The 19,130-nt window shown below is 71.9% G+C and carries 16 protein-coding genes; 5 read left to right on the forward strand and 11 right to left on the reverse strand.

Annotated features, from left to right (window positions below):
• Positions 1–35: 35 nt before the first annotated feature.
• The gene (locus ACFW47_RS20655; RefSeq protein WP_386283072.1) at positions 36–608 is read right to left on the reverse strand and encodes a PadR family transcriptional regulator; all 573 of its coding nucleotides are present in this window, start codon (positions 606–608) and stop codon (positions 36–38) included.
• 151 nt (positions 609–759) lie between these two features.
• On the opposite strand from ACFW47_RS20655, the gene ACFW47_RS20660 reads away from it, so the two are divergent.
• On the forward strand, positions 760–1,188 hold the full coding sequence (locus ACFW47_RS20660) for a VOC family protein (protein ID WP_386283075.1): 429 nt from the start codon (positions 760–762) through the stop codon (positions 1,186–1,188).
• A gap of 320 nt (positions 1,189–1,508) precedes the next feature.
• Here the strand turns inward: ACFW47_RS20660 and ACFW47_RS20665 are convergent, their stop codons facing one another.
• Complete coding sequence (locus ACFW47_RS20665) at positions 1,509–1,679, reverse strand: polysaccharide deacetylase family protein (protein WP_386283077.1); 171 nt, start codon at positions 1,677–1,679, stop codon at positions 1,509–1,511.
• A 277-nt stretch (positions 1,680–1,956) separates the two neighbouring features.
• Here ACFW47_RS20665 and ACFW47_RS20670 point away from each other — a divergent pair, with 277 nt between their 5' ends.
• The 3 genes from ACFW47_RS20670 to ACFW47_RS20680 all read left to right on the forward strand — a co-directional run bounded on the left by ACFW47_RS20670 (position 1,957) and on the right by ACFW47_RS20680 (position 8,041).
• On the forward strand, positions 1,957–6,894 hold the full coding sequence (locus ACFW47_RS20670) for a CHAT domain-containing protein (protein WP_386306553.1): 4,938 nt from the start codon (positions 1,957–1,959) through the stop codon (positions 6,892–6,894).
• Positions 6,895–6,956: 62 nt separating this feature from the next.
• The gene (locus tag ACFW47_RS20675; RefSeq protein ID WP_386306555.1) at positions 6,957–7,388 is read left to right on the forward strand and encodes a hypothetical protein; all 432 of its coding nucleotides are present in this window, start codon (positions 6,957–6,959) and stop codon (positions 7,386–7,388) included.
• Positions 7,385–8,041 carry a hypothetical protein gene (locus ACFW47_RS20680; protein WP_386283083.1) on the forward strand — a complete coding sequence of 219 codons (657 nt, stop codon included), beginning with the start codon at positions 7,385–7,387 and terminating at the stop codon, positions 8,039–8,041. The genes ACFW47_RS20675 and ACFW47_RS20680 overlap by 4 nt, the downstream gene beginning before the upstream one ends.
• 33 nt (positions 8,042–8,074) lie before the next feature.
• On the opposite strand, the gene ACFW47_RS20685 is transcribed toward ACFW47_RS20680, so the two are convergent.
• Entirely contained in the window at positions 8,075–8,668 is a 594-nt protein-coding gene (locus tag ACFW47_RS20685) for a TetR/AcrR family transcriptional regulator (RefSeq protein ID WP_386306557.1), read from the reverse strand.
• Positions 8,669–8,770: 102 nt separating this feature from the next.
• Here ACFW47_RS20685 and ACFW47_RS20690 point away from each other — a divergent pair, with 102 nt between their 5' ends.
• Entirely contained in the window at positions 8,771–9,460 is a 690-nt protein-coding gene (locus tag ACFW47_RS20690; RefSeq protein ID WP_386306559.1) for a nitroreductase, read from the forward strand.
• A 176-nt stretch (positions 9,461–9,636) separates the two neighbouring features.
• On the opposite strand, the gene ACFW47_RS20695 is transcribed toward ACFW47_RS20690, so the two are convergent.
• The 8 genes from ACFW47_RS20695 to ACFW47_RS20730 all read right to left on the reverse strand — a co-directional run bounded on the left by ACFW47_RS20695 (position 9,637) and on the right by ACFW47_RS20730 (position 19,118).
• On the reverse strand, positions 9,637–11,688 hold the full coding sequence (locus ACFW47_RS20695; protein WP_386306561.1) for a flavin monoamine oxidase family protein: 2,052 nt from the start codon (positions 11,686–11,688) through the stop codon (positions 9,637–9,639).
• A gap of 173 nt (positions 11,689–11,861) precedes the next feature.
• Complete coding sequence (locus tag ACFW47_RS20700) at positions 11,862–13,364, reverse strand: multicopper oxidase family protein (protein WP_386283095.1); 1,503 nt, start codon at positions 13,362–13,364, stop codon at positions 11,862–11,864.
• Positions 13,365–13,657: 293 nt separating this feature from the next.
• Entirely contained in the window at positions 13,658–14,626 is a 969-nt protein-coding gene (locus ACFW47_RS20705) for a PfkB family carbohydrate kinase (protein ID WP_386306563.1), read from the reverse strand.
• Between the two features lie 497 nt (positions 14,627–15,123).
• Entirely contained in the window at positions 15,124–15,960 is an 837-nt protein-coding gene (locus ACFW47_RS20710) for a DUF899 family protein (RefSeq protein ID WP_386283100.1), read from the reverse strand.
• A gap of 219 nt (positions 15,961–16,179) precedes the next feature.
• Positions 16,180–17,034, reverse strand: a complete 855-nt coding sequence (locus tag ACFW47_RS20715; RefSeq protein ID WP_386283102.1) for an oxygenase MpaB family protein — start codon at positions 17,032–17,034, stop codon at positions 16,180–16,182.
• A 568-nt stretch (positions 17,035–17,602) separates the two neighbouring features.
• Positions 17,603–18,217, reverse strand: coding sequence for an MFS transporter (locus tag ACFW47_RS20720; protein ID WP_386306810.1), 615 nt, complete (start codon positions 18,215–18,217; stop codon positions 17,603–17,605).
• Positions 18,121–18,855, reverse strand: coding sequence for an SDR family oxidoreductase (locus ACFW47_RS20725; RefSeq protein ID WP_386283108.1), 735 nt, complete (start codon positions 18,853–18,855; stop codon positions 18,121–18,123). Before ACFW47_RS20725 ends, ACFW47_RS20720 begins: the two co-directional genes overlap by 97 nt.
• Complete coding sequence (locus ACFW47_RS20730) at positions 18,852–19,118, reverse strand: Atu4866 domain-containing protein (protein ID WP_386283110.1); 267 nt, start codon at positions 19,116–19,118, stop codon at positions 18,852–18,854. Before ACFW47_RS20730 ends, ACFW47_RS20725 begins: the two co-directional genes overlap by 4 nt.
• Positions 19,119–19,130: the final 12 nt, after the last annotated feature.

The raw sequence follows: 19,130 nt of genomic DNA on the forward strand, positions 1-19,130 counted from the left end.
GTCGGACGGTTGTGCGCGCAGGTCGCGCGTCGGAGTCAGTCCTGGCTGCCGGGACGTGCGGCGCGGAGCCTGTGGAGGGTGCCGAGGACGTCGTCGAGCCAGGCGATCGTCATGCGCTCGAAGGCGATGCCTCCGCGCAGGACGACGTGCTGGAGTTCCCGGCCCGCGTCGAGCGGCCGGGAGGCTTCGGGGCCGGTGAAGTCCCGCTGCTCCCCGGTGAGATAGCGCCGGAGGCGGTCACGGTGCGCCTCACGGTGGCGTTCGACCTCGGAGATCAGCGCGGACGGGTCGTCGAAAGCCGCACCGCGGATCTTGACGGCCAGCTCGTGCCTGATGCTCTCCGGCTCGACCGGTTCGTGCAGCCACGCGGTGAGTGCCGCGCGGCCCGGTGCCGCGACGGAGTACTCCTTCTTGTCCGGCCTTCCCTGCTGCGCCACTTCTCGGACGTCGAGCAGGCCGTCGCCCTCCATGCGCCGCAACACGCGGTAGATCTGCTGATGGGTCGCGGTCCAGAAGTATCCGATGGACCGTTCGAACCGGCGCGCGAGTTCGTAGCCCGAGCCCGGCTTCTCCAGCAGCGAGACGAGTATCGCGTGTTCGAGCGCCATACCCCGGATCTTTCTATGCAACTCGTTGCATAGGCAAGGGTGGCATGCCCCGATGAGACGCTGCTCACTCACTCCGGCGCCGTGCGTGTCGGGCCGCCGCGGGCTGGATATCCGGCTGCGGCCTCGCGGAGGCTGTTGGTACGGTGCGCCGATGCCCACGGTCAAGAAGTTCCAAGTCACCTTCGACTGCGCGGAACCCGAACGTCTCGCTCGCTTCTGGTGCGAGGTACTGGGGTACGTCGTGCCGTCGCCACCTGAGGGGTTCGCCACGTGGGACGATTTCAGGCGTTCGCAGCCGCCCGAGGAGCGCGACGCGTGGTTCGCCTGTACGGATCCCTCGGGCGTGGGCCCGCGGCTGTACTTCCAGCGGGTCCCCGAGGGCAAGGCCGCCAAGAACCGGGTGCATCTCGATGTGCGGGTCGGCACCGGACTCGTGGGCGAGGAACGCCTCGCCGCGCTCGAGGCCGAATGCGCACGGCTGGTCCCGCTCGGAGCGGTGCACGTGCAGACGCTGTACGACGGCAATGACTCGTGCATCCCGATGCTGGACATCGAGGGCAACGAGTTCTGCATCGACTGACGGCCGCCTGCCTGATCCCGATACCGGCCATGCGGCCGCCGGTGCCGTGCGGCCGCTCGGCCACCGGTGTCCGCCGGGCAGCCTGGACACCGAGGACCTCGAGCGACCACGCAGGATCCTTCCCTGGCTGAAGGAGCAGGGCGCCTCCTTCGGTTTCCCGGTGCGCCGGCCCGCCGCTGCGTTCCAGCCCGGCGGCCGCACGCCCCGGGACGCGGCCACCTTGCGGCTGTGCGGAGTGAAGGCGCCACCGGGGCCCTGCAGTACACAGTCGGCGCCGGGGCGCGACCACGTCCTCCACGGGTCCGGGTCCCGCGTTGCCGTCAGCAGAACGTCGCCTTCGCCCCGAAGTCACGCAGCAGATCCCGCACTCGGGGCGAGGACGAGTCGGGGCCTTCGTCGATGGTGATGTGGACGCCCTTCGCTCCCTGGTCGGCGGCGTGGGCGACCGTCATGTCGACCGGCGCGGTGCCGCTGTCCGCCCTCGCCGGCACGGACACCTCCGGAGTCGCGCCGCCGCCCGCTGGGTCGGCCTGCGCGGTCCACACCGAGCACCGACGGCGAGCACCGTCACCCTGAGCGCCGCCCCGGCCACCATGCCGTACCACGCCCGTCCGCCGCTGTGCCGCGCCATGTCCGCCCGGCCTTCCCCTGGTTCCCCGCCGTGGGCCCGGTCACGCCGGAACCACCCCGGCCCCGGGGCCGGGCGGTCCGCCGAAGGACGCCCGCAATACGCGGTCCGGCGATGTGCCTTCTCGGTACTCTGGGATCATGGGGGAGGAAGCGACATCCGAAGCCACGCCGGACCCGGTCTCAGCCGTCCGGCGGAGAGTGGCCCTGTTCCACAGGGACAAGGATCCTCGGCATCTCGACGGCCGCCGGGCCGAGGCGGAGTACGCCACGGCCATGCGGACGGCGATGCGCCTGGACCGGGCAGGTGAGCCGGAGTACAACCTGGCCGTACTGGCGGAGTTGGCCCGGTTCCGCTTCTGGCGCGGCGCGGTGTCCGGGACCGTGTCGGGACAGGTCGAAGCGGACAGCGCCGTCGGCTTCCTCCTCGGCCTGCGGGAGACCTTGCCGGATCTGATTCCCGGCGAGATGGCCGACGTCGTCGGGGAACTCGCGACGGACGCCCGCCGTCGGCTGAGTTGGGCGGTCGACTCCGCGGGGAGGCTGCTGGGTCTCTTCGACGGCACCGACCTCGCCCCCGTCGATCAGGCCATCGAGCGTGTGTCATGGGCCCTTCGGACCGCGCCCTCTGATCCCGCGGCCAGGGTCGCCGCCCTCGGACGTCTGGGGCACGCCTACCACGAACGCCACCGGGCCACCGGGGACGTGGCGGACGAACGGAAGGCGGTGTCGGCCCGCCGCGAAGCCGTCCTCCTCACACCACCGGGCAGGGACCGGGCGCGCAGGCAGTCACTGCTGGCCGACGCCCTGATGACCGTGTACGACCGGACGAACGAGCGGGCCTGCCTCGAAGAGGCCCTGCGGTGCCTGGAGGACTCGGTCGCCGGCACACCACCGGGTGACGAGTTCCTCTGGCTGAGGTACAGCCGTCTGGGGCGGGCCTACCGACACCGGGCCGGGCTCACTCGGTCGCCGGCCGACAGCGACGCCGCCGTGCGGTGGGGCCGGCTCGCCCGCGACACGATCGACGCCTCCGATCCGGACTGGGCCTCCGCCCTGAGGACACTCGACAGGAACCTGCGAGCCCGGCATGCGAGGACTCGTGATCGGGCCGACCTCGACGAGGCCGTCGGGTTGTGGCGGTCGGCGCTCGGCCGCATGCCGAGTGACGATGCCCGAAGAGCGGGCTTCCTGGTGGACCTGAGTGACGCCCTGTGCCACCGGTTCGACCACGGGGGTGACCCCGCCGATCTCGAGGGGAGCGTCCAGGCGTGCGAGGCCGCGGTCGCCGAAGCGACCGAGGGCAGCCGCTCGCGGGTCCGCGCCCTGTCCGACCTCTGCCATCGGTTGCACCGCAGGTTCCAGCACGGGGACGATCTCGCCGACCTGCGCCGAGCGGTTCACACAGGGCGCCAGGCGGTCGCCCTGACCTCGCCGGAGGACGGTGAGGACGGCCTGGTCACCTTCGCCAATCTCCTCCATGCCACCGTCGCGTGGTACGACAGGGCGGGCGACCTGGCCCGGCTGGACGAGGCGATCGCCCTCTGGGCGGACATCCTGGCGGCGACTCCGGCCGACCATGCGGACCGGGGCGAGCGTCTGGCCGGAAGTATCCACGTCCTCGCGCGGCGTTTCGAGCACACCGGTGACCGGGCCGACCTGGACCGCGTGTTCGCGGCTGCCCGGGAGTGCCTCACCGTCGCTCGTAGCCTCGGGCAGGTGGCCGAGACACTGCTGCGGGTCACCCATCACCTCGACGTCCGGGCCGCGTCGACCGCCCGCTCGGCCGACGTCGGACTCGAACTCGACAATGCCCGGTTGTCGACGCGATCACGCAGCACGGCCGACCTCGACGCCGTGGACACCCTCGTCGATCTGGCCAGGTCGATGGTTGCGAGCACCGTGGACGACGCGGACGACCGCGAGGCCTGCCAGGGCTTCCTCGCGATCGCGCTCGCCGCCCGCTACGGGATCGCGGGACGGGCCGAGGACGGTGCCGAGTCGATCAGGATGATGCACGGCACGGTCGTCGCGGCGGACCCGGACGACCCCAGGCTGAGCGTCCACCTGTCGAATCTCGGGAACGTCCTGGTCGGCAGGTTCCTCCGGGAGGGTGACCCGACCGACCTCGACACCGCCGTCGAGACCTTCTCGCGGGCCTTCCGGGCCGTCCCTCCCGCCGACCGGTACCGCGCGGAGTATCTGCCGAAGCTGGCTCACGCCCTTCGGCTCCGCTACGAGGACCGCCGGGACCCCGGTGACCTCGAGCGCGTCGTCGCGGTCGTCCGGGACGCCGTGGCCTCAGGACTCCCGTCCCCTGACTGCCGTCCCGCGACGCTGGTCGAACTCACCCGAACCCTCGTCTGGCGCTTCCACCACACGAGGGACACGGCCGACCTGGACGCGGCAGCGGCCGCCGGGCGGGAGGCGGTACGTCTCGCCACCGCGAACGCGACACCGCCCGCCAACGCGCCGTCCCTCCTCGCCTCGGCGCTGTTCACCCGTTACCAGCAGACCGCGAACCCGGTGGACCTCGACGAGGCCATCTCGATCCTGGGGACGGCCCTCGCGGACATCACCGACGAGAGGAAACGTCTGTCGAACCTCCACGACCACGCCGTCTACGTGCAGGCCCGGGCCCTGCTGACCGGGTCTTCGGCGGACTTCGACCGGTCCGTGGCCGAGTTGCGCGAGGTGACGAACGCACGCTCGGCCGACGATCCGGCGCACTGGCTGGACTTCTACAGTCTGGGCATGGCGCTGCGCGTCCGGCACGCGCGCCTCCACGACGACCTGGACCTGCACGCGGCGGTCGAAGCCCACCGCACCGCGTTGCGAACGGTGTCCAGGGACTCCTTGGAACGAGCGATCGCCGCGGTCGGCCTGGCACACGTGCTCGGGCAGGTCCACGAGCGAACCGGTGACCGCGCGCTCCTGGACCAGGCGATCACGCTGGCGGCCGAGGCGGAGCCCGAGTTCCCCGAGCACGGAGGCATCGTCAGCCAGCCGCTCTCGGTCCTCTCCTGGCTCTACACCATGCGGATCGACCTGCCCGGTGAGCCCGATCCCGCGGACGTCGCCGAGATGCTGCGGATCAGCAAGCGCATGATCGACACGGCCCGCCCTGGCTCCGCCGACCACAGCCTCTTCCTCCGCAACCGGGCTGTGGCGCAGATCACGGCGGCCCGGTTCCAACGGGACGGGTCCCTGCTGGACCAGGCACTCGCCACCGCCCGGCAAGCCGTCGAGTCCACCCGGGCCGGAGACACCCGCCGCTCCGAGTGGCTGTGGTCCTTGGGCCTGATCCACCTGCAGCGGCACCGGACCACCGGGCAGGACGCGGATCGGGCGGCCGCGCTGGTCTGCTGGCGCGAGGCCGCCCGGGATCCCTACGGCCACCCGGACATGGTCACGCGGTGCGCGGTCCACGCGGGCCGGCTCGCGGCGCGGCAGGGCGATGCCGACGGCGCGGTCGCGGACTACGGTGTCGCGGTCGGCCACCTGCCGACGATCGCCTGGCACGGGATGCGGACCGACGTGCGCAGCGACTCCCTGCGCGGATGGTCCGGCCTCGCCTCCGAGGCGGCCGGGGCCGCCATCGCCGCCGGTCGACCGGCGACCGCGGTCGAGATGCTCGAACAGAGCAGATCCGTCATCTGGTCACAAACCCTGCGACTCCGCAGCGACCCGGGGGATCTGGCCCGCTCCCATCCCGCTCTGGCCGAACGGCTCACGGAGCTGCGGGCCCGCCTCGACGCCTTTTCTTCCCTCAGCCGGCTCGACGAGTCGTCGCCCCTGGGTGAGCCGCACCACCTGCCGGCCCGGGCCGTGGGGATCCAGGAGCCGGTGTCCCCCGCCGAAGCCGATGAGCGCCGCCGGGAGCTGGCGCGGGAATGGGACGAGACGGTCGAGGGGATCCGCCGGCTCGAGGGGTTCGAGCACTTCCTCGGACCGACGCCGTACGCCGAGCTGAAGCAGGCCGCCGCGGACGGCCCGGTGGTCGTCGTCAACGTCAGCGCATACGGAGGTCATGCGCTGATCGTCCGCGACGACGAGCCCGAGCCGGAGGTCGTGGTGCTGCGCGGGGTCTCCCCGGGCAACGTGTCCGACAGGGCCTCGGAGCTGCTGTCCGCGCTCCGGGTCCAGACCGACCCCCGCGCGTCGTTCCTGGCCCGTGAGCGGGCCCGGCACCTCACTCACGACGTGCTCGGCTGGGTGTGGGACGACATCGTGGGACCGATCCTGGCACGGCTGCGACACACCGACCGGTCGCGCTGCGACCACCCGGCGAGTGCGCCGCCGCGGTTGTGGTGGTGTCCGGTCGGACCGCTCAGTCTGCTGCCGCTGCACGCGGCGGGCCACCATCCCCGCCACGGTTCGGCCACCGATTCCGACAGTATGTGGACCGCGGACCTGGTGGTCTCCTCGTACACGCCGACGCTGGCCGCGCTCACCCGCAGCCGGACCCCGCGCTCGTCGCCGACCGTGGCGCGGCACCTCGCGGTCGCCCTGCAGGAGACCCCGGGATTGGCCGGGCTCCCCGCGGTCGCCGACGAGTTGGCAGGCCTGCTCCGGCATTCCACGGGCACGACCGAGGTGGTGAGTCTGGCGGGGCCGGAGGCGACCCGGCAGGCGGTCCTCGCCGAACTCCCGCGCTGCGACCGCGTCCACTTCGCCTGCCACGCGGCCCAGGACTTCGTCGATCCGGCGGCGAGCGCCTTCAGCCTCCACGACGGTCCGCTGTCGGTCGCGGACATCGCGGCGGTTGAACTCGACGGCGCCGAACTGGCGTTCCTGTCGGCATGCCAGACCGCCACACACGTCCCCGACCTCGCGGACGAGGCGATCCACCTGGCAGCGGCGGTACAGCTGACCGGCTTCCGGCACATCGTCGCCACCAGCTGGTCCGTCGACGACACGTCGGCCGCGGCCCTGTCGGACCACTTCTACCGGGAGTTGGCGTCTTCCGACGGCGGGCCGGAGCCGGCCATGGCGCTCCACCGGGCCGTGCGCGCGCTGCGCGACAGCGATCCCACGGCGCCCGTGAAGTGGGCATCGTACGTCCACTTCGGTTCCTGATCCCTTCCACCCACGACCCTGACCACTTCCACCACGATTTCGCGTCCCGGCCAGAGGTGACCATGACCCAGCAGCCCCAGCCACCCGTCCCCTACCAACAGACCTCCGACTACCACTGGACCGAGGCCGCCTTCCGACTGCTGGAGTCCGGCGCCCTCACCGCGACGGTGACGGCGAGGGACAACATCGCCTCGGCCGTCGTCGACGGCGTGTGCCCCCGCTGTGCGCACCCCTTCACCGACCGGCGTTCCCTGACCGCCGTCACCAACGGGCTCGGCGGGACGCGCGCGGACGCACCGGGCGGCGGTGGCGTGGGGCTGGCGGAGCCCGCCGGTGTGCCCGAGGCAGTCGTGCTGGACGTCACCTGTTCGTGCGGCGTCTCGCACCCGACCGGAGAGCCCGGGGCCGCCGACGCCACCGCGGTCACCGGTTGCGGCGTCAGCTTCCGCATCGAACTCGCCCCCGACCACGATCCGGTCGGCGGACGACCGTGACCGGTACGCCCCTGCGACCGCGGCTGCCCGAACGCCCGCCGACACCCGGGGACCTCACGGAGCGCGACCGGTTCGCCGCCCTGGCCGAAGCCTCCCTGCCCACGGTGCGCGCCAACGCGGAGGCCTGGCGCAACGGCCTGGCCGCGTTCGTCACGCTGGTCACGACCGGTGTGGTGCTCAAGGGGCGCGACACGACGGCCGACCTCCCTGTCGGCTGGCGCACGGCCGTCACCCTGCTCATCGGCGGCGGCATCGCGCTCTGCCTCGCGGGGCTCTGGCAAGCCCTCGCGGCACAGGCGGGCACCCGTGAAGTCACCGTGTCGCTGGCGGACATCCACCGTCGCCACGCATCGGTCGCGGCGTACCAGATCGCTCTGGCCGACTCCGCGGCGGCCCGGCTGAGACGCGGCCGCACGGTCGTCGCCGTTGCGCTGTTGTGTCTCTTCCTGGGCATCGTCGCCACCTGGTGGGCCCCTGCGGCAAGCCGGGCCCCGGCCGCGTACGTGACCGTCACGCACGACGGGACGTCGACGTGCGGAACGCTGGCGGGAGCCGGCGGCGGGACTGTTCGGATACAGGTTGCGGGCACGACGGAGGCGGTCGCCGTGCCCACCGAGAAGGTCACCGGTATGCGCGTCGTCGACCGCTGCTGAACGGAGGCGGCGGTGCGCCCGGACGGGTGCGGATCAGGTCCGGGCGGGCAGCGCGTGCGCGAGGAGGGTCTCCGCTGCCGCCCGTGCGTGCCGGCCGTAGCCGGCGTCGCCCAGGACCATGGCACGGCTGGCAGCCCCGTCCGCGAGGGTGACCAGTTGTTCGGCGAGCACGGCGGGGTGGTCGTATCCCAGCTCCGTCACGAGTGCCGTGACCAGCTCGACCATGCGTAGTTTCTGGTCGCGGGCGTAGGAGTGGACCGCGCTGTCCGGGTCGGGGAACTCCGCTGCGGCGTCGATGAACGGGCACCCGCGCACCGGTGTCCCGGCGGGAGGCGCGGACAGGTCGAACAGTCCGAGGATCCGCTCCCGCGCGGGCACGTCCTCGCGGACCAGCACGCTTTCGACCGTGGCGCCCGACGAGGCGAGGCCCTGGAGGTGGGCGATCACCAGGTCGCCCTTGGTGCGGAAGTGGGCGTAGAGCGTGCGCTTGGACACCGGGGCCTCGTCCGCCACCTGTTCCATCCCGGTCGCGTTGATCCCCTGGGTCGCGAACAGGCGGGCGGCGGCCGCCAGGATGCGTTCCCGCCCACCGCGCCCGCGCCCTCCGGCCGCCGTTGTCACACTCACGAGTCGAGTATACGTCAGCGTTTACTTCCATGCGGGGGACCCGGTACGATCTCTGATGTAAACGGTTGCGTTTACATCTATCCGATTGCCGAGGAGAACTCGATGAGCCTGCTGGCCCCCACCGAACTCAGCACCGCTGCGGAGAAGCTGATTCGCGGCCGTCGCGCGACCCGCGCCTTCCGCCCGGACGCCGTGCCCGAGGACACGATGCGCGCGATCTTCACCCTCGCCGGGGCCGCACCGTCCAACTCCAACGCGCAGCCGTGGCGGGTGGAGGTGGTCAGCGGCGCAGCACGCGAGCACCTGGCGGACGCGCTGCGGGCCGCTCACGCCGCGAACCGCACCTCCGTCGACTTCCCGTACTCCGACGACATGTACGCACCGGTGCACCAGGCACGCCGGGCGGCCTTCGGCGCCGGCCTGTACGGAGCACTGGGCATCGCCCCCGACGACCACGCCGCGCGGGCGGCCTACAACGAGGAGAGCCTGCGCTTCTACGGCGCGCCGCACGCCGCCTTCCTGTTCGTCACGGGGAACGGCGGTCCGCGGCTGGCCTCGGACGTCGGCGCCTACCTGCAGACCCTCCTCCTGGCGATGACCGCGTACGGCGTGGCGAGCTGCCCACAGGGGCTGCTGAGCTTCTACGCCGACACGGTCCGCGACGAACTCGGCATCGCCGAGGGGCGGCTGCTCGTCGGTGTCTCCTTCGGCTATGCCGACACGACCGCCCCGGTGAACCGGGTCACGGCCGGGCGGGCCGCGCTCGAAGAGGTCACGACCTTCCACGACTGATACCCGGGGGGCGGCCGGGCACCGGCTCGCGCGCACCCTACGGCGGACTCGGGCGGCAGACCGCCCTTCCGTGCGGAATCAAGCCACCAGGCTCGCCTCACGGTCGGGCGGCGACGAGTTGCACCGCCTTGGCCGGCACCGCCGAGGGTGCGCTGGGTCAGCCGGGCAGGAAGGCGTCAGCCCGTGTGTACCTTCAGGGCGGTTCGGACGGCCGACTCGAGGGCGCCCTCGATCCAGGCGGGTTTGACCGAGGTGTGGTCCCCCGCGAAGTGCAGAGGTCCTTCAGAGGTTGGGATGTCCGGGAACAGCTCCGTGTGCTGGCCGGGGAAGAGCACGGACGCCTCGCCGTAGGCGTAGTGGTCGCGCATCCACGACTGGGTCTGGCACTTGGTGGTGAAGAAGACCTCGCACCGGCGGCCGAAGACGGCCTGCACTCCGGCGAGGGCGCGCAGACAGCGCTCCTCGTCGGCGTAGGCGTCCCACTTGAGAGCGTCGTCGGACCAGCTGTAGGAGGCCAGCACGATGCCGCCGTCGCTGCCTTCCATGGGGTGGGCGTGCTCGAAGTACATGAAGCGGTTGGCGTTGTCACTGACGGATCCGCCACCGCGGACGTGCGCGGCCTCGACCTCGCCCTCCCCCGCGGGCCGGAAGGCGGCGAAGCAGTGCTTGTAGGCCTCGGGGACCGTCACGCCCAGGGCCTTCACGGACTTGTGCGCGCCGAGGTACCTGGCGTCCGTGACCTTGCCCGCCCGGTACTTCTCGTACAGACCGTCCTCGATGGCGTCGAGGGCCTGCTTCCACTGCCCCTCGGTCAGCTCCCACCAGCGCCGGGAGAACTCCAGCAGCACCTTGGTCGCCGCGTCGTAGTGCAGCTCCGTGACGGCCCGGCGCTTGCCGTACGACAGCGGGGGGTCGAAGGCGACGTGCCGCAGTCCGGAGAAGGGTACGGTGATGATCGCCTCGTCCCCCTCGAAGACCTCTGTGGTTCCTCCCTTGCCCGTCTGGCAGTCCTCCGAGACGGTGTGCACCCGCACCTTGCCGCCGGCGCGTTCGATGCGAACGGCGCGACGGTCGAGCCGCACCTTCCCCTTCACCGGCGCGTACATCGCGTCGGCGAGCAGCGCGGTGCCGCCCTTGATCTCCCAGAACTTGGTCCTGGGGTCGATGAGCGCGCTGGACAGGAAGCTGTGCAGGAAGGAGAGGTGCAGCCGCGAGGTCAGGTTCTGGATGGTTCCGACCAGGTCGATGGTCCGCGTGTCGAGTCCGGCGGCTTCGGTGAGGTAGCGGTACATGGACCAGTGTCCGTACTTCTTGAGGACCTCGGCCCACCCGTCGACGAGTGCCTTCCCCTCCTTGCCGCGGATGAGCAGGTGCGCCGGTTCGAGGGCGTCGGCGAGGACGGCGGCCGCGGTCTTCTTGCGGTTGGCGCCGGTGACTCCGAAGGTGTCGTTGATCCGTTCCGGGTTCTTCTCGTAGTCGGCCCGGCGCTCGCGGACGCCGTTGACGTGGATCCAGGTGCGGTTGGTCTTCTTCGCCGGGTCGTCGGGGTCGACGTCGACCAGGTAGAACTCCTGGCGGGGGAGGTCGAACTTCTTGAGCAGGGCCATGAGGAGCGGATGGCTCTCCGGCAGCCGCATGGCTCCGCCCTCGGCGTACTGCCGGGGGTCGGCGAAGGGCTGCCTGCCCTTCTCGTGACCGCCCTTGCGGAAGGTCTTGATGCGGCCGCCGACCCGGTTGCCGTTGGCCTCGATCACGACGACGTCGTGGCCCGCCCGGTTCAGCAGGTCGGCGGCGAGCAGTCCGGCCGGGCCGGCCCCGACGATCAGGACCCGCTTGGTGGCCTTCCCCCGGCTGGCGGGCAGGCCGTCGTTGACCGCCTTCACGTAGGCCGGGACCAGGGGCTTGTCGTGTTCGTCGTGGACGACGACCGCACGGGCGACCGTCCGGTACGCCTCGGGGTCGGTGCCGGGCGGCGCCGCGGCCGGCGTGACCGCGGGCACGGTCGCGGGGCTGAGCGCGGTCGCGGGGGTGACGGCGGCGGTGAGGCCGACGGCGAGCGCGGAGGCTCCGGTCGCCGTGACCACGGAGCGCCGCGAGGGCGTGGTCCGGCGGTGCGCCGGAGGCGGTGCGCCGTGAGCGCCGGACGCCGGCTGTTCCTCCCCGGCCGCGCGGGACTGCGTGCCGGACGACGTGCTGGTACCTGAGTTGTTCGCATTCTGAGTGTTCATCGGGTCCCACCCTTGATGCAGGAGCGACCCGGTGGCGGTGCCCTCACACGGACGGGAGGCGTAAACCACTCGATGCGGTCCACGGGACGTATCGGGGTTCACCCGGGCCGTCGTCGTCGACCCGTCCGCGTCCGTCTCACGGGGGCGGGCCGCGCGGCCCCCGCGGATGCCGGTCAGTGCTGGTGTTCGCCGGGCCGTCCCGCCTGTTGGCCCTTCTCGACGACCACGAACTGGCCCATCATTCCCTGGTCCTCGTGGTAGAGCAGGTGGCAGTGGTACATGTACGGCGTGTCCGGGTCGGCCGGGCCGTCGAAGCGCATGGCCAGTTTCATGGTGGTGCCGTTGGGCACGAAGACCGTGTCCTTGGGGCCGCGCAGCGCGGCCGGCGGTGCCCCGCCGTTCACCTCCAGCACGCGGAACTGGACGTCGTGGACGTGGAAGTTGTGCGGCATGCCGTTCGTGTTGCGCACGGTCCAGGTCTCGGTCGTCCCGCGGGTGACGGTCTCGTCCACCCGGTCCATGGCCATGGCACGGCCATTGATCCCGGAGCGCTTGAGGTCGAAGTGGCGGGCCTTCACGGCCCCGGTGCCGTCCGGCACCTCCAGTGTGCCCAGCTCGGCGGGCGTCTTCGGCGACGGGCGCAGGCGGTCGGCGGCACGCAGTTGCAGTACGTCGAAGAAGTCGTCGCCGCCGTTGAACCGCTTCTGCCAGGCATCGCCGTAGTTGTCCTGGGGGTAGCTGCGCAGGACGGTGCGCTCGCCGGGGCGCATCATCACGACGATCTCCGCCCGCTCCCCGGGGGAGAGCTGGATCCGTTCGAGTGTGGCGGGCCGCGTCAGGAGGCCGCCGTCCGTGCCGACGAGGTCGAAGGCGCGGTCGTCGGAGAACCCGAAGTTGTAGGTACGGGCCGTCGAGGCGTTCAGCAGGCGCAGGCGCACCCGTTCGTCGGCGACCTCCCGGTACGGGCTGAGCGTGCCGTTGACCATGGTCCGCTCGCCGAGGAAGCCGACGTTCTGCATCATGCCGCGACCATGGTCGAAGGCGGCCCCGTCGAAGGAGACGTCCTGCACGATCAGGGGGAGGTCGTCGATCCCGTAGCGCGTCGGCAGCGCGAGCCGGTCGGATGCCGCATCGTCGAGGATGAACATGCCGGCCAGACCGCGCTGGACGTGCTTCTCCGTCGCCCCGTGGGGATGCGGGTGGTACCAGAGGGTGGCGGCCGGCTGGTCGACCGTCCAGTGCGGGGACCAGGTGTCGCCCGCGGCCACCATCTGGTGCGGGCCGCCGTCCGTCTTCGCGGGCAGGTGCATGCCGTGCCAGTGCACGGTGGACGCTTCGTCGAGGCCGTTGCGGACCCGTACCCGGACCTTCTCCCCGCGTTGCGCGCGCAGGGTGGGGCCCAGGTAGTCGCCGTTGAAGCCCCACGTGTCGGTCTTGCGTCCGTCCACGAACTCCTTCTGGCCCGGCCGCATACGCAGGTCGAAGACGCGTGTCCCGTCCTTGTCGACGCGCGACTCGGCGAGGGGCGGTATCGCGAGTTCGTTGTCGAAGGACTCCTTGCCGACGGTGGTCACGTCGGCGCTCGTCCACAGCCAGAGGAAGGCCCCGCCCACGAGGAGGACCAGGACGGTGAGGATCGAGCCGGAGATGATGAGTACGCGCTTCGTCCGGGGCATGTCCCAAGACTCTTGGCCGTTCAGGGGCCGGACATCGGGGCCGGCCCCCATTCCCCCCTGAGGCGGCCCTCAGGGACTTCCCCGGTACGCCGACGCCGCCGGCGTCTCCGGCGAGCTGCGCCACGGGCTCCGGCGTCCGGTACGGATCATCGCCGACGAAGCTCCGCGCGGATGGCCGAGCCGCGGACCAACGCCGCCGCCGAGGCCCGCCGCGAGCTCGGCGTCGTCCCCGCCGACGACGGAGGTTACGAGGACGGCTCCCCGATGGCTCGCCTGCGCGAGCTCGTCGAGCGCTATTCCGCGCTCCCGTCTCCCCTCTTCACCTCCACCGGGCGATTCTCCGGACGCGCCCCCGCCCCCACGGCGATCGGTCGGCCGCGAGCGCTCTCCCAGGCCTGGCCGTCGAAGTAGCCGGCGTTCATGCCGCCGCCGTGGACGGCCACGACGACCGCCCGGCCCGAGTGTGCCCGGGCTCGCTGAGGAGGCCGGAGAGCGCGACCCCTCCGGCGTCCAGGATTATCTCGCGTACACCGCGGGAGAGTTGCGGAGCCCTCGTCGTCATGTTCGTCTCCTCGGGGTCGGGTCAGAGCGAGGGAAGGTGGGGCGGTCGCCAGGGCGCAGCCCAGCCGGGCCGCCGGCTCGTACGACAGTCCCCCGGTCACGCCTGCGAGGAAACCGGCGCGGAACGCGTCGCCGACCCCCGTCGGCTCGCCGACGGCCGCGGCGGGGACGGCGTCGACGTGCAGCCAGGGCAGGCCGGACCGGCCGATGTCCATCCCGGCCGCGCCCCGGGTCAGCAGCCAGACGTCGGCCTGGCGCAGTACCTCCTCCTCCGTCCAGCCGGTGCGCTCCTGGAGCAGGGCCGCCTCGTACTCGTTGGTGAACAGGAAGCGGGCGCCGCGCACCAGGCGGCGGGCCTCCCCCGCCAGGCTCGGGCTGGCCGGCTCGACGGCGGCCATGAACACCGGGTCACCGACCATCCGGGCCGCCTCGGCACGCTGCGCGCCGGGCCCACCGGGGTCCCCGGCCGGGCCCCGCCCGGAATCCGCTCCGGGGCCCCGCCCCCGGCCGGGCCGGGCAGCGGAAGGACTGCTGCCCGCAGCAGGACCGGCCCCACGGCGTCGAATGCGCTGTCGTCCCTCATCCGCACCTCCTCCGCCCCACATGTTCACGTCGCTCGCCTGCGTGTACGGACGCCGGTGCCAGGAGGCCGCCGGGCAGGAGAGGCAGGTGCCCGTGCCGGTGAAGGACTTGGCCTCCATGCGGGGGCTTCCTCGACGACGATGCTCAGGTCGAGGTCCAGGTCGAACTCGGTCTCGGAGGCGACGTTCACGGTGCGTCCCTTCGTCGGAATTCCAGCCGGCCCGGCAGTCCCGGAGCGACCGGCGGCCGGGGCGAACAAGACGCCCCGGCCCTGTCCCGGCCCGCTAGGGCGTTCCTTGAGGCCTTCTCATGCGCGGCTCGACCCGCTGTCGGCGGGCACTCCCCCGGCGGGGCTCACAGGCACTCCGTCCGGCATCGTCGTGGTGGCCAGGCAGGCCCCGGCGAGGACGGCGACGCAGGGGCCGATGCCCACGCCTGTCCCTGACCCCGCTCCACAGGGGTGCGGGTGAACCGGGGCAGGTGGCGTACGTGGCAGGCCGCCGTGGACGGCGCACGGCTGGGCTGAGGCCGCGGCACGCCACCTTCACTCGGGCGGTCGCGCCACGGCTCCGGTCATCCGGCTCTGCCGTGGCTACTGCGTGCGCGTCGGAGTCAGTCAGTGATCGGACTCGGTTCTCCGGCTGGGGCTGGTGGCGCCCAGGTCGTCGGAGCGGCCGGCGTCGACGCGTGGCCAGTGTGCTGTAGGGCGTCCGCCCTGCTCACCATCCCGTAGCGGCCTCCAGTCCGGGGCCCCGCTGAGAGTCCGCGTGGCCTGCCCGAGGCGTGGCCAGCCGGCCGGTGAGTCCTCCCAGGCCTCCTGACGCCCGAACGCCGTGATGTCCATGAGCGCGTAGCTGTAGTCCACCGTCTCCGCCCCACGGCGTCTGGTCCAGTACGTCTCGAAGACACGGTCGCCGTCGCGCAGGTAGCACACCAGGTGGAACAAGCCGAGCTCCCGACCGGTCAGAAGCGACTCGAGCGAGGGCTGGGCGGAGTACCACGGCATCGTCCAGCCCATGAAGGCGCGGTAGCGCAGACTCTCCTCGTACGACGTCTGCGCATCCGCGAAACCGTAAGCGGTGTTCCGCCCCTGACAGAACGCGGCGAAGGTGATGTCGCGGGAGTGGAGGTAGGCGAGCTCCCCCACGTGGCTCATCACCCAGGTACAGCCTTCGCACTGCTCAGCGGCCGGCCGACCGGGCCACCACATGAAGTAGTAGGCGATCATCTGGCGTCGCCCTTCGAACGCGTCCAGGAGCGTCACGGGGCCATCCGGTCCCAGCAGCGGGCTGTCGGCGGCCACCTCGACCATCGGAAGCCTGCGGCGCGCGGCGGCGATCGCATCCCCTTCGCGGGTATGGCCCTTCTCCCTTTCCCTCAGCGCCTCAAGTCGGCGTTCGAAGGTCGCCCGGTCGACGACCGGTGGTTGTGCCTTGCTCAGGTTCTCGGACATCAGCGGCTCCCAGGGTCACTTCGTCATGACCCAGAGTCGCGCCTCAGCGTCCTGGCCGCTGGTCGGAAACGCCCTGGTCCATGGATTTCGTGACCTGCGGTCCGCAGACGATGAGGGATCGACCTGCCGGGCTCGGCGGTCTCGCCGCTCGCGGACCGGGACGACGGTGTGTATGGGGCAGGCCACGCTCGACCCGCGCACCGTGGCGCCCGTGCCCCGTCACGGGCTTGGCGGTGGCGGGGCCATGGCCCAGCGGATGGCGCCGGTCAGTGCGCGGCCGACGGGGCGTACAGCGAGGTCCTCGATGACCGGCAGGCGTGGCAGTTTCAGCGCGTCCCGGGCCCAGGCCGGGAGGCAGGCCACGCCGTTCGCCGCGAGTCCGGCGTATAGCGGCCGTGCCACGAGGGGAATCGGCGGTTGCAGCAGCAGGAAGCGCGCGGCGGCCCTGGCCTCGGGGGTGACCCGCAGTTCAGGCCGGTAGGCGCAGAGACGCTGGGACAGGTCGTGACGGTCGCGGGGAGGGTCGATCACTCCCAGGGCCTCAGCCACCCGAGCGGTGTCGGCTACGTAGGCGTCGTAGTCCGCGTCGTCGAGAGGGCAGGACCCGTAGCGCTGATGGGCGCGGAGGAAGCTGTCGGTCTCGGCCGCGTGGACCCATCCGAGCAGGTGCGGGTCTGCGGCACGGTAGGTCAGCCCCTCCGCGGTCCTGCCGCTGATGCTCTCGTGGATTCCGCGAACGTGGTCGACCGCTTGCTGGGCGTCGTCGGCGGTGCCGTACGTGGTGACGGCGAGGAACGTGCTGGTGCGTTGCAATCGGCCCCACGGGTCGCCCCGGTAGCCGGAGTGGGCGGCGACAGCCGCCATGGCGAGTGGGTGCAGGGACTGCAGCAGCAGGGCACTGATTCCGCCGATGAACATCGAGGCATCGCCGTGGACAGCGCGTATGGGACGGTCGGGACCGAACCAGCGAGGACCAGGGGTGTCGTGGATCCGGACCCGAGTGGCCGGTCCGTCCGGGCCCGCCACTCGCTCGAACAGGGACTTGCCCACATGCTCGCGCAGCTCAGTCAGCATGGTCGCCTCCGCCCTGCTACCAGTATCCGGCATGGCCGACTGAATCCGTCCGTCCCGCGTTCTCCGACGCCTTCCTCCTGCCGTGTTCGGCAAGCAACCGGCCATGACCGACCGGTCCGGCGCAACCCGCGGCAAGCCAGTTCCCGAGGCCACTGACTGACCGCTGCCGAGTGGCGCGCGGGCGCCGGACGTCGTCAGGCCGGTGCGGCCCCGTCCTCCGTGGAGGGCGCGTAAGACGGGGCGGCCTCCGGAAGGATCCGCCGCGCTTCAGTGCGCGTTCGATGCTCTCCGGGGACCGTCCCCTGGTCGCCGGGCCGCGCACACTCAGCGGCAGGATCTGCGGGCCGATGATCCAGGCGACCGCCTGGATCCCGATGCCGTTGAACAGGAGGTACGCGACGAGCGCGGTAATCGCTGTCCACCGCCGGGCGCCGAGCCCTCCGGGCGGAGGAAGGCCAGCGCCATGACCGCCGTGGCGAGGCCGGAGCCGGAAGGAACCACAGCATGACGCGCCGGCGGCCCACCCGGTCCACGGTGACGGCGCCGACCACACCGGCGATCACCAGCATCACGCCGATACCGATACCGGTGAGCAGCGCGCCCGAGTCGCCGAACCCGGCTCGACGAGGATCGTCGGTGCGTGGTGGACCACGGCGTTGACGCCGGTGAGCTGGGAGAAGGCCGCGATGCCGACGGCGGTCGGCAGCGCGGGGCGCGGCCACCGCTGCCGCAGGTCGCGCCAACCGCCGGCGGGCGTGGCCGTGGCCACGCCGGTCATCTCGTCGATCTCGCGGCCCACGCCCCGCCGGGCGGCCGGGGCCGGGTCAGGACCGTCGCGGCCTCCTCGCGCAGACCGCGCTCGGAGCCAGCGGGGGCTCTCGGGCATGTGCAGCCTGCCGACGCCGAGGACAACGGCCGGCAGGACGGCCAGACCGAACTCCAGACGCCAGCCGCCGCTGTCCGACCGCGCCCAGCCTGAGATGTACGCGACGAAGAGACGCAGGCGATGATCAGCCGCCTGCCGGGCGCCGCCTCCGAAGTTCCACCGCCGCGCCGAACGTGTGCAACGAGTGGCGCCACCGCGGCCTACTGGGCGCTGGCGGCGGGGCGGACAACGATCTCGTTGACGTCGACCTGCGAGGGCTGGGAGATGGCGTAGGCGATGGCCTCCGCGATGGCGGATGCGGGCAGTGCCACGGCGCGGTACGCCTTCATGGCCTCCCTGGCAGCCGGATCCGAGATGCTGTCGGCGAGCTCCGACTCGGTCACGCCCGGGGAAACGAGGGTGACCCGGATGTCCCCGGTGGACTCCTGGCGCAGTCCTTCGGAGATCGCGCGGACCGCGAATTTGGTGGCGCAGTAGACGGCGGCGGTCGGAGAGACCTCGTAGGCGCCGACGGAAGCGACGTTCACGAAGTGCCCGCCGCCCTGGGCCCGCATCGTGGGCAGGGCGGCGGCGATACCGTGGAGGACTCCCCGCACGTTGACGTCGAGCATGCGATTCCACTCGTCGGTCCTCAGTGCCTCCAGCGGCGAGAGCGGCATCACTCCGGCGTTGTTGACCATCACGTCCACTCGGCCGTAGTGCTCGCGTCCGGCGGACACGAACGCCCGGACGTCGTCGGCGTCCGTGACGTCCAGCCGCTGGAACGTCGCGGTGCCCCCTGCTGCGGTGATCTCTCTGGTCAGCGCGTCGAGACGACCGGTGCGCCGCGCCCCGAGGAGCAGACGGTGGCCGTCCGCGGCAAGCCGGCGGGCGGACGCCTCGCCGATTCCGCTGCTCGCTCCGGTAATCGCCACGACCTTGGCTGTGTCTGTCATGCCTGCGTTTCCTCTCGGTAGAGCACGAGGTGCTCGTGGTAGAGCACGCCATCGCGGATGTCGCCCGTCGCGTGGAACCCGGAGTCGTCGACGTAGTCAATGTGGCTGCCGGTCACCGTGTAGCGGCCCGTGTACGCGCTGCGCCGGTCGCCGCGGGCCTCGTCGTAGCGGCCGTCCGGCCGCAACTCCTGGCGGATGTGACCGTTCGCGGTCACCCACATGCCGACCACGTCGGCATGGCTCTTCTCCGTGCTGCCCGTCATGGCGGACTCCCC

The organism is Streptomyces sp. NPDC058796, assembly GCF_042745235.1.
In the GTDB taxonomy this organism is placed as follows: Bacteria; Actinomycetota; Actinomycetes; order Streptomycetales; family Streptomycetaceae; genus Streptomyces.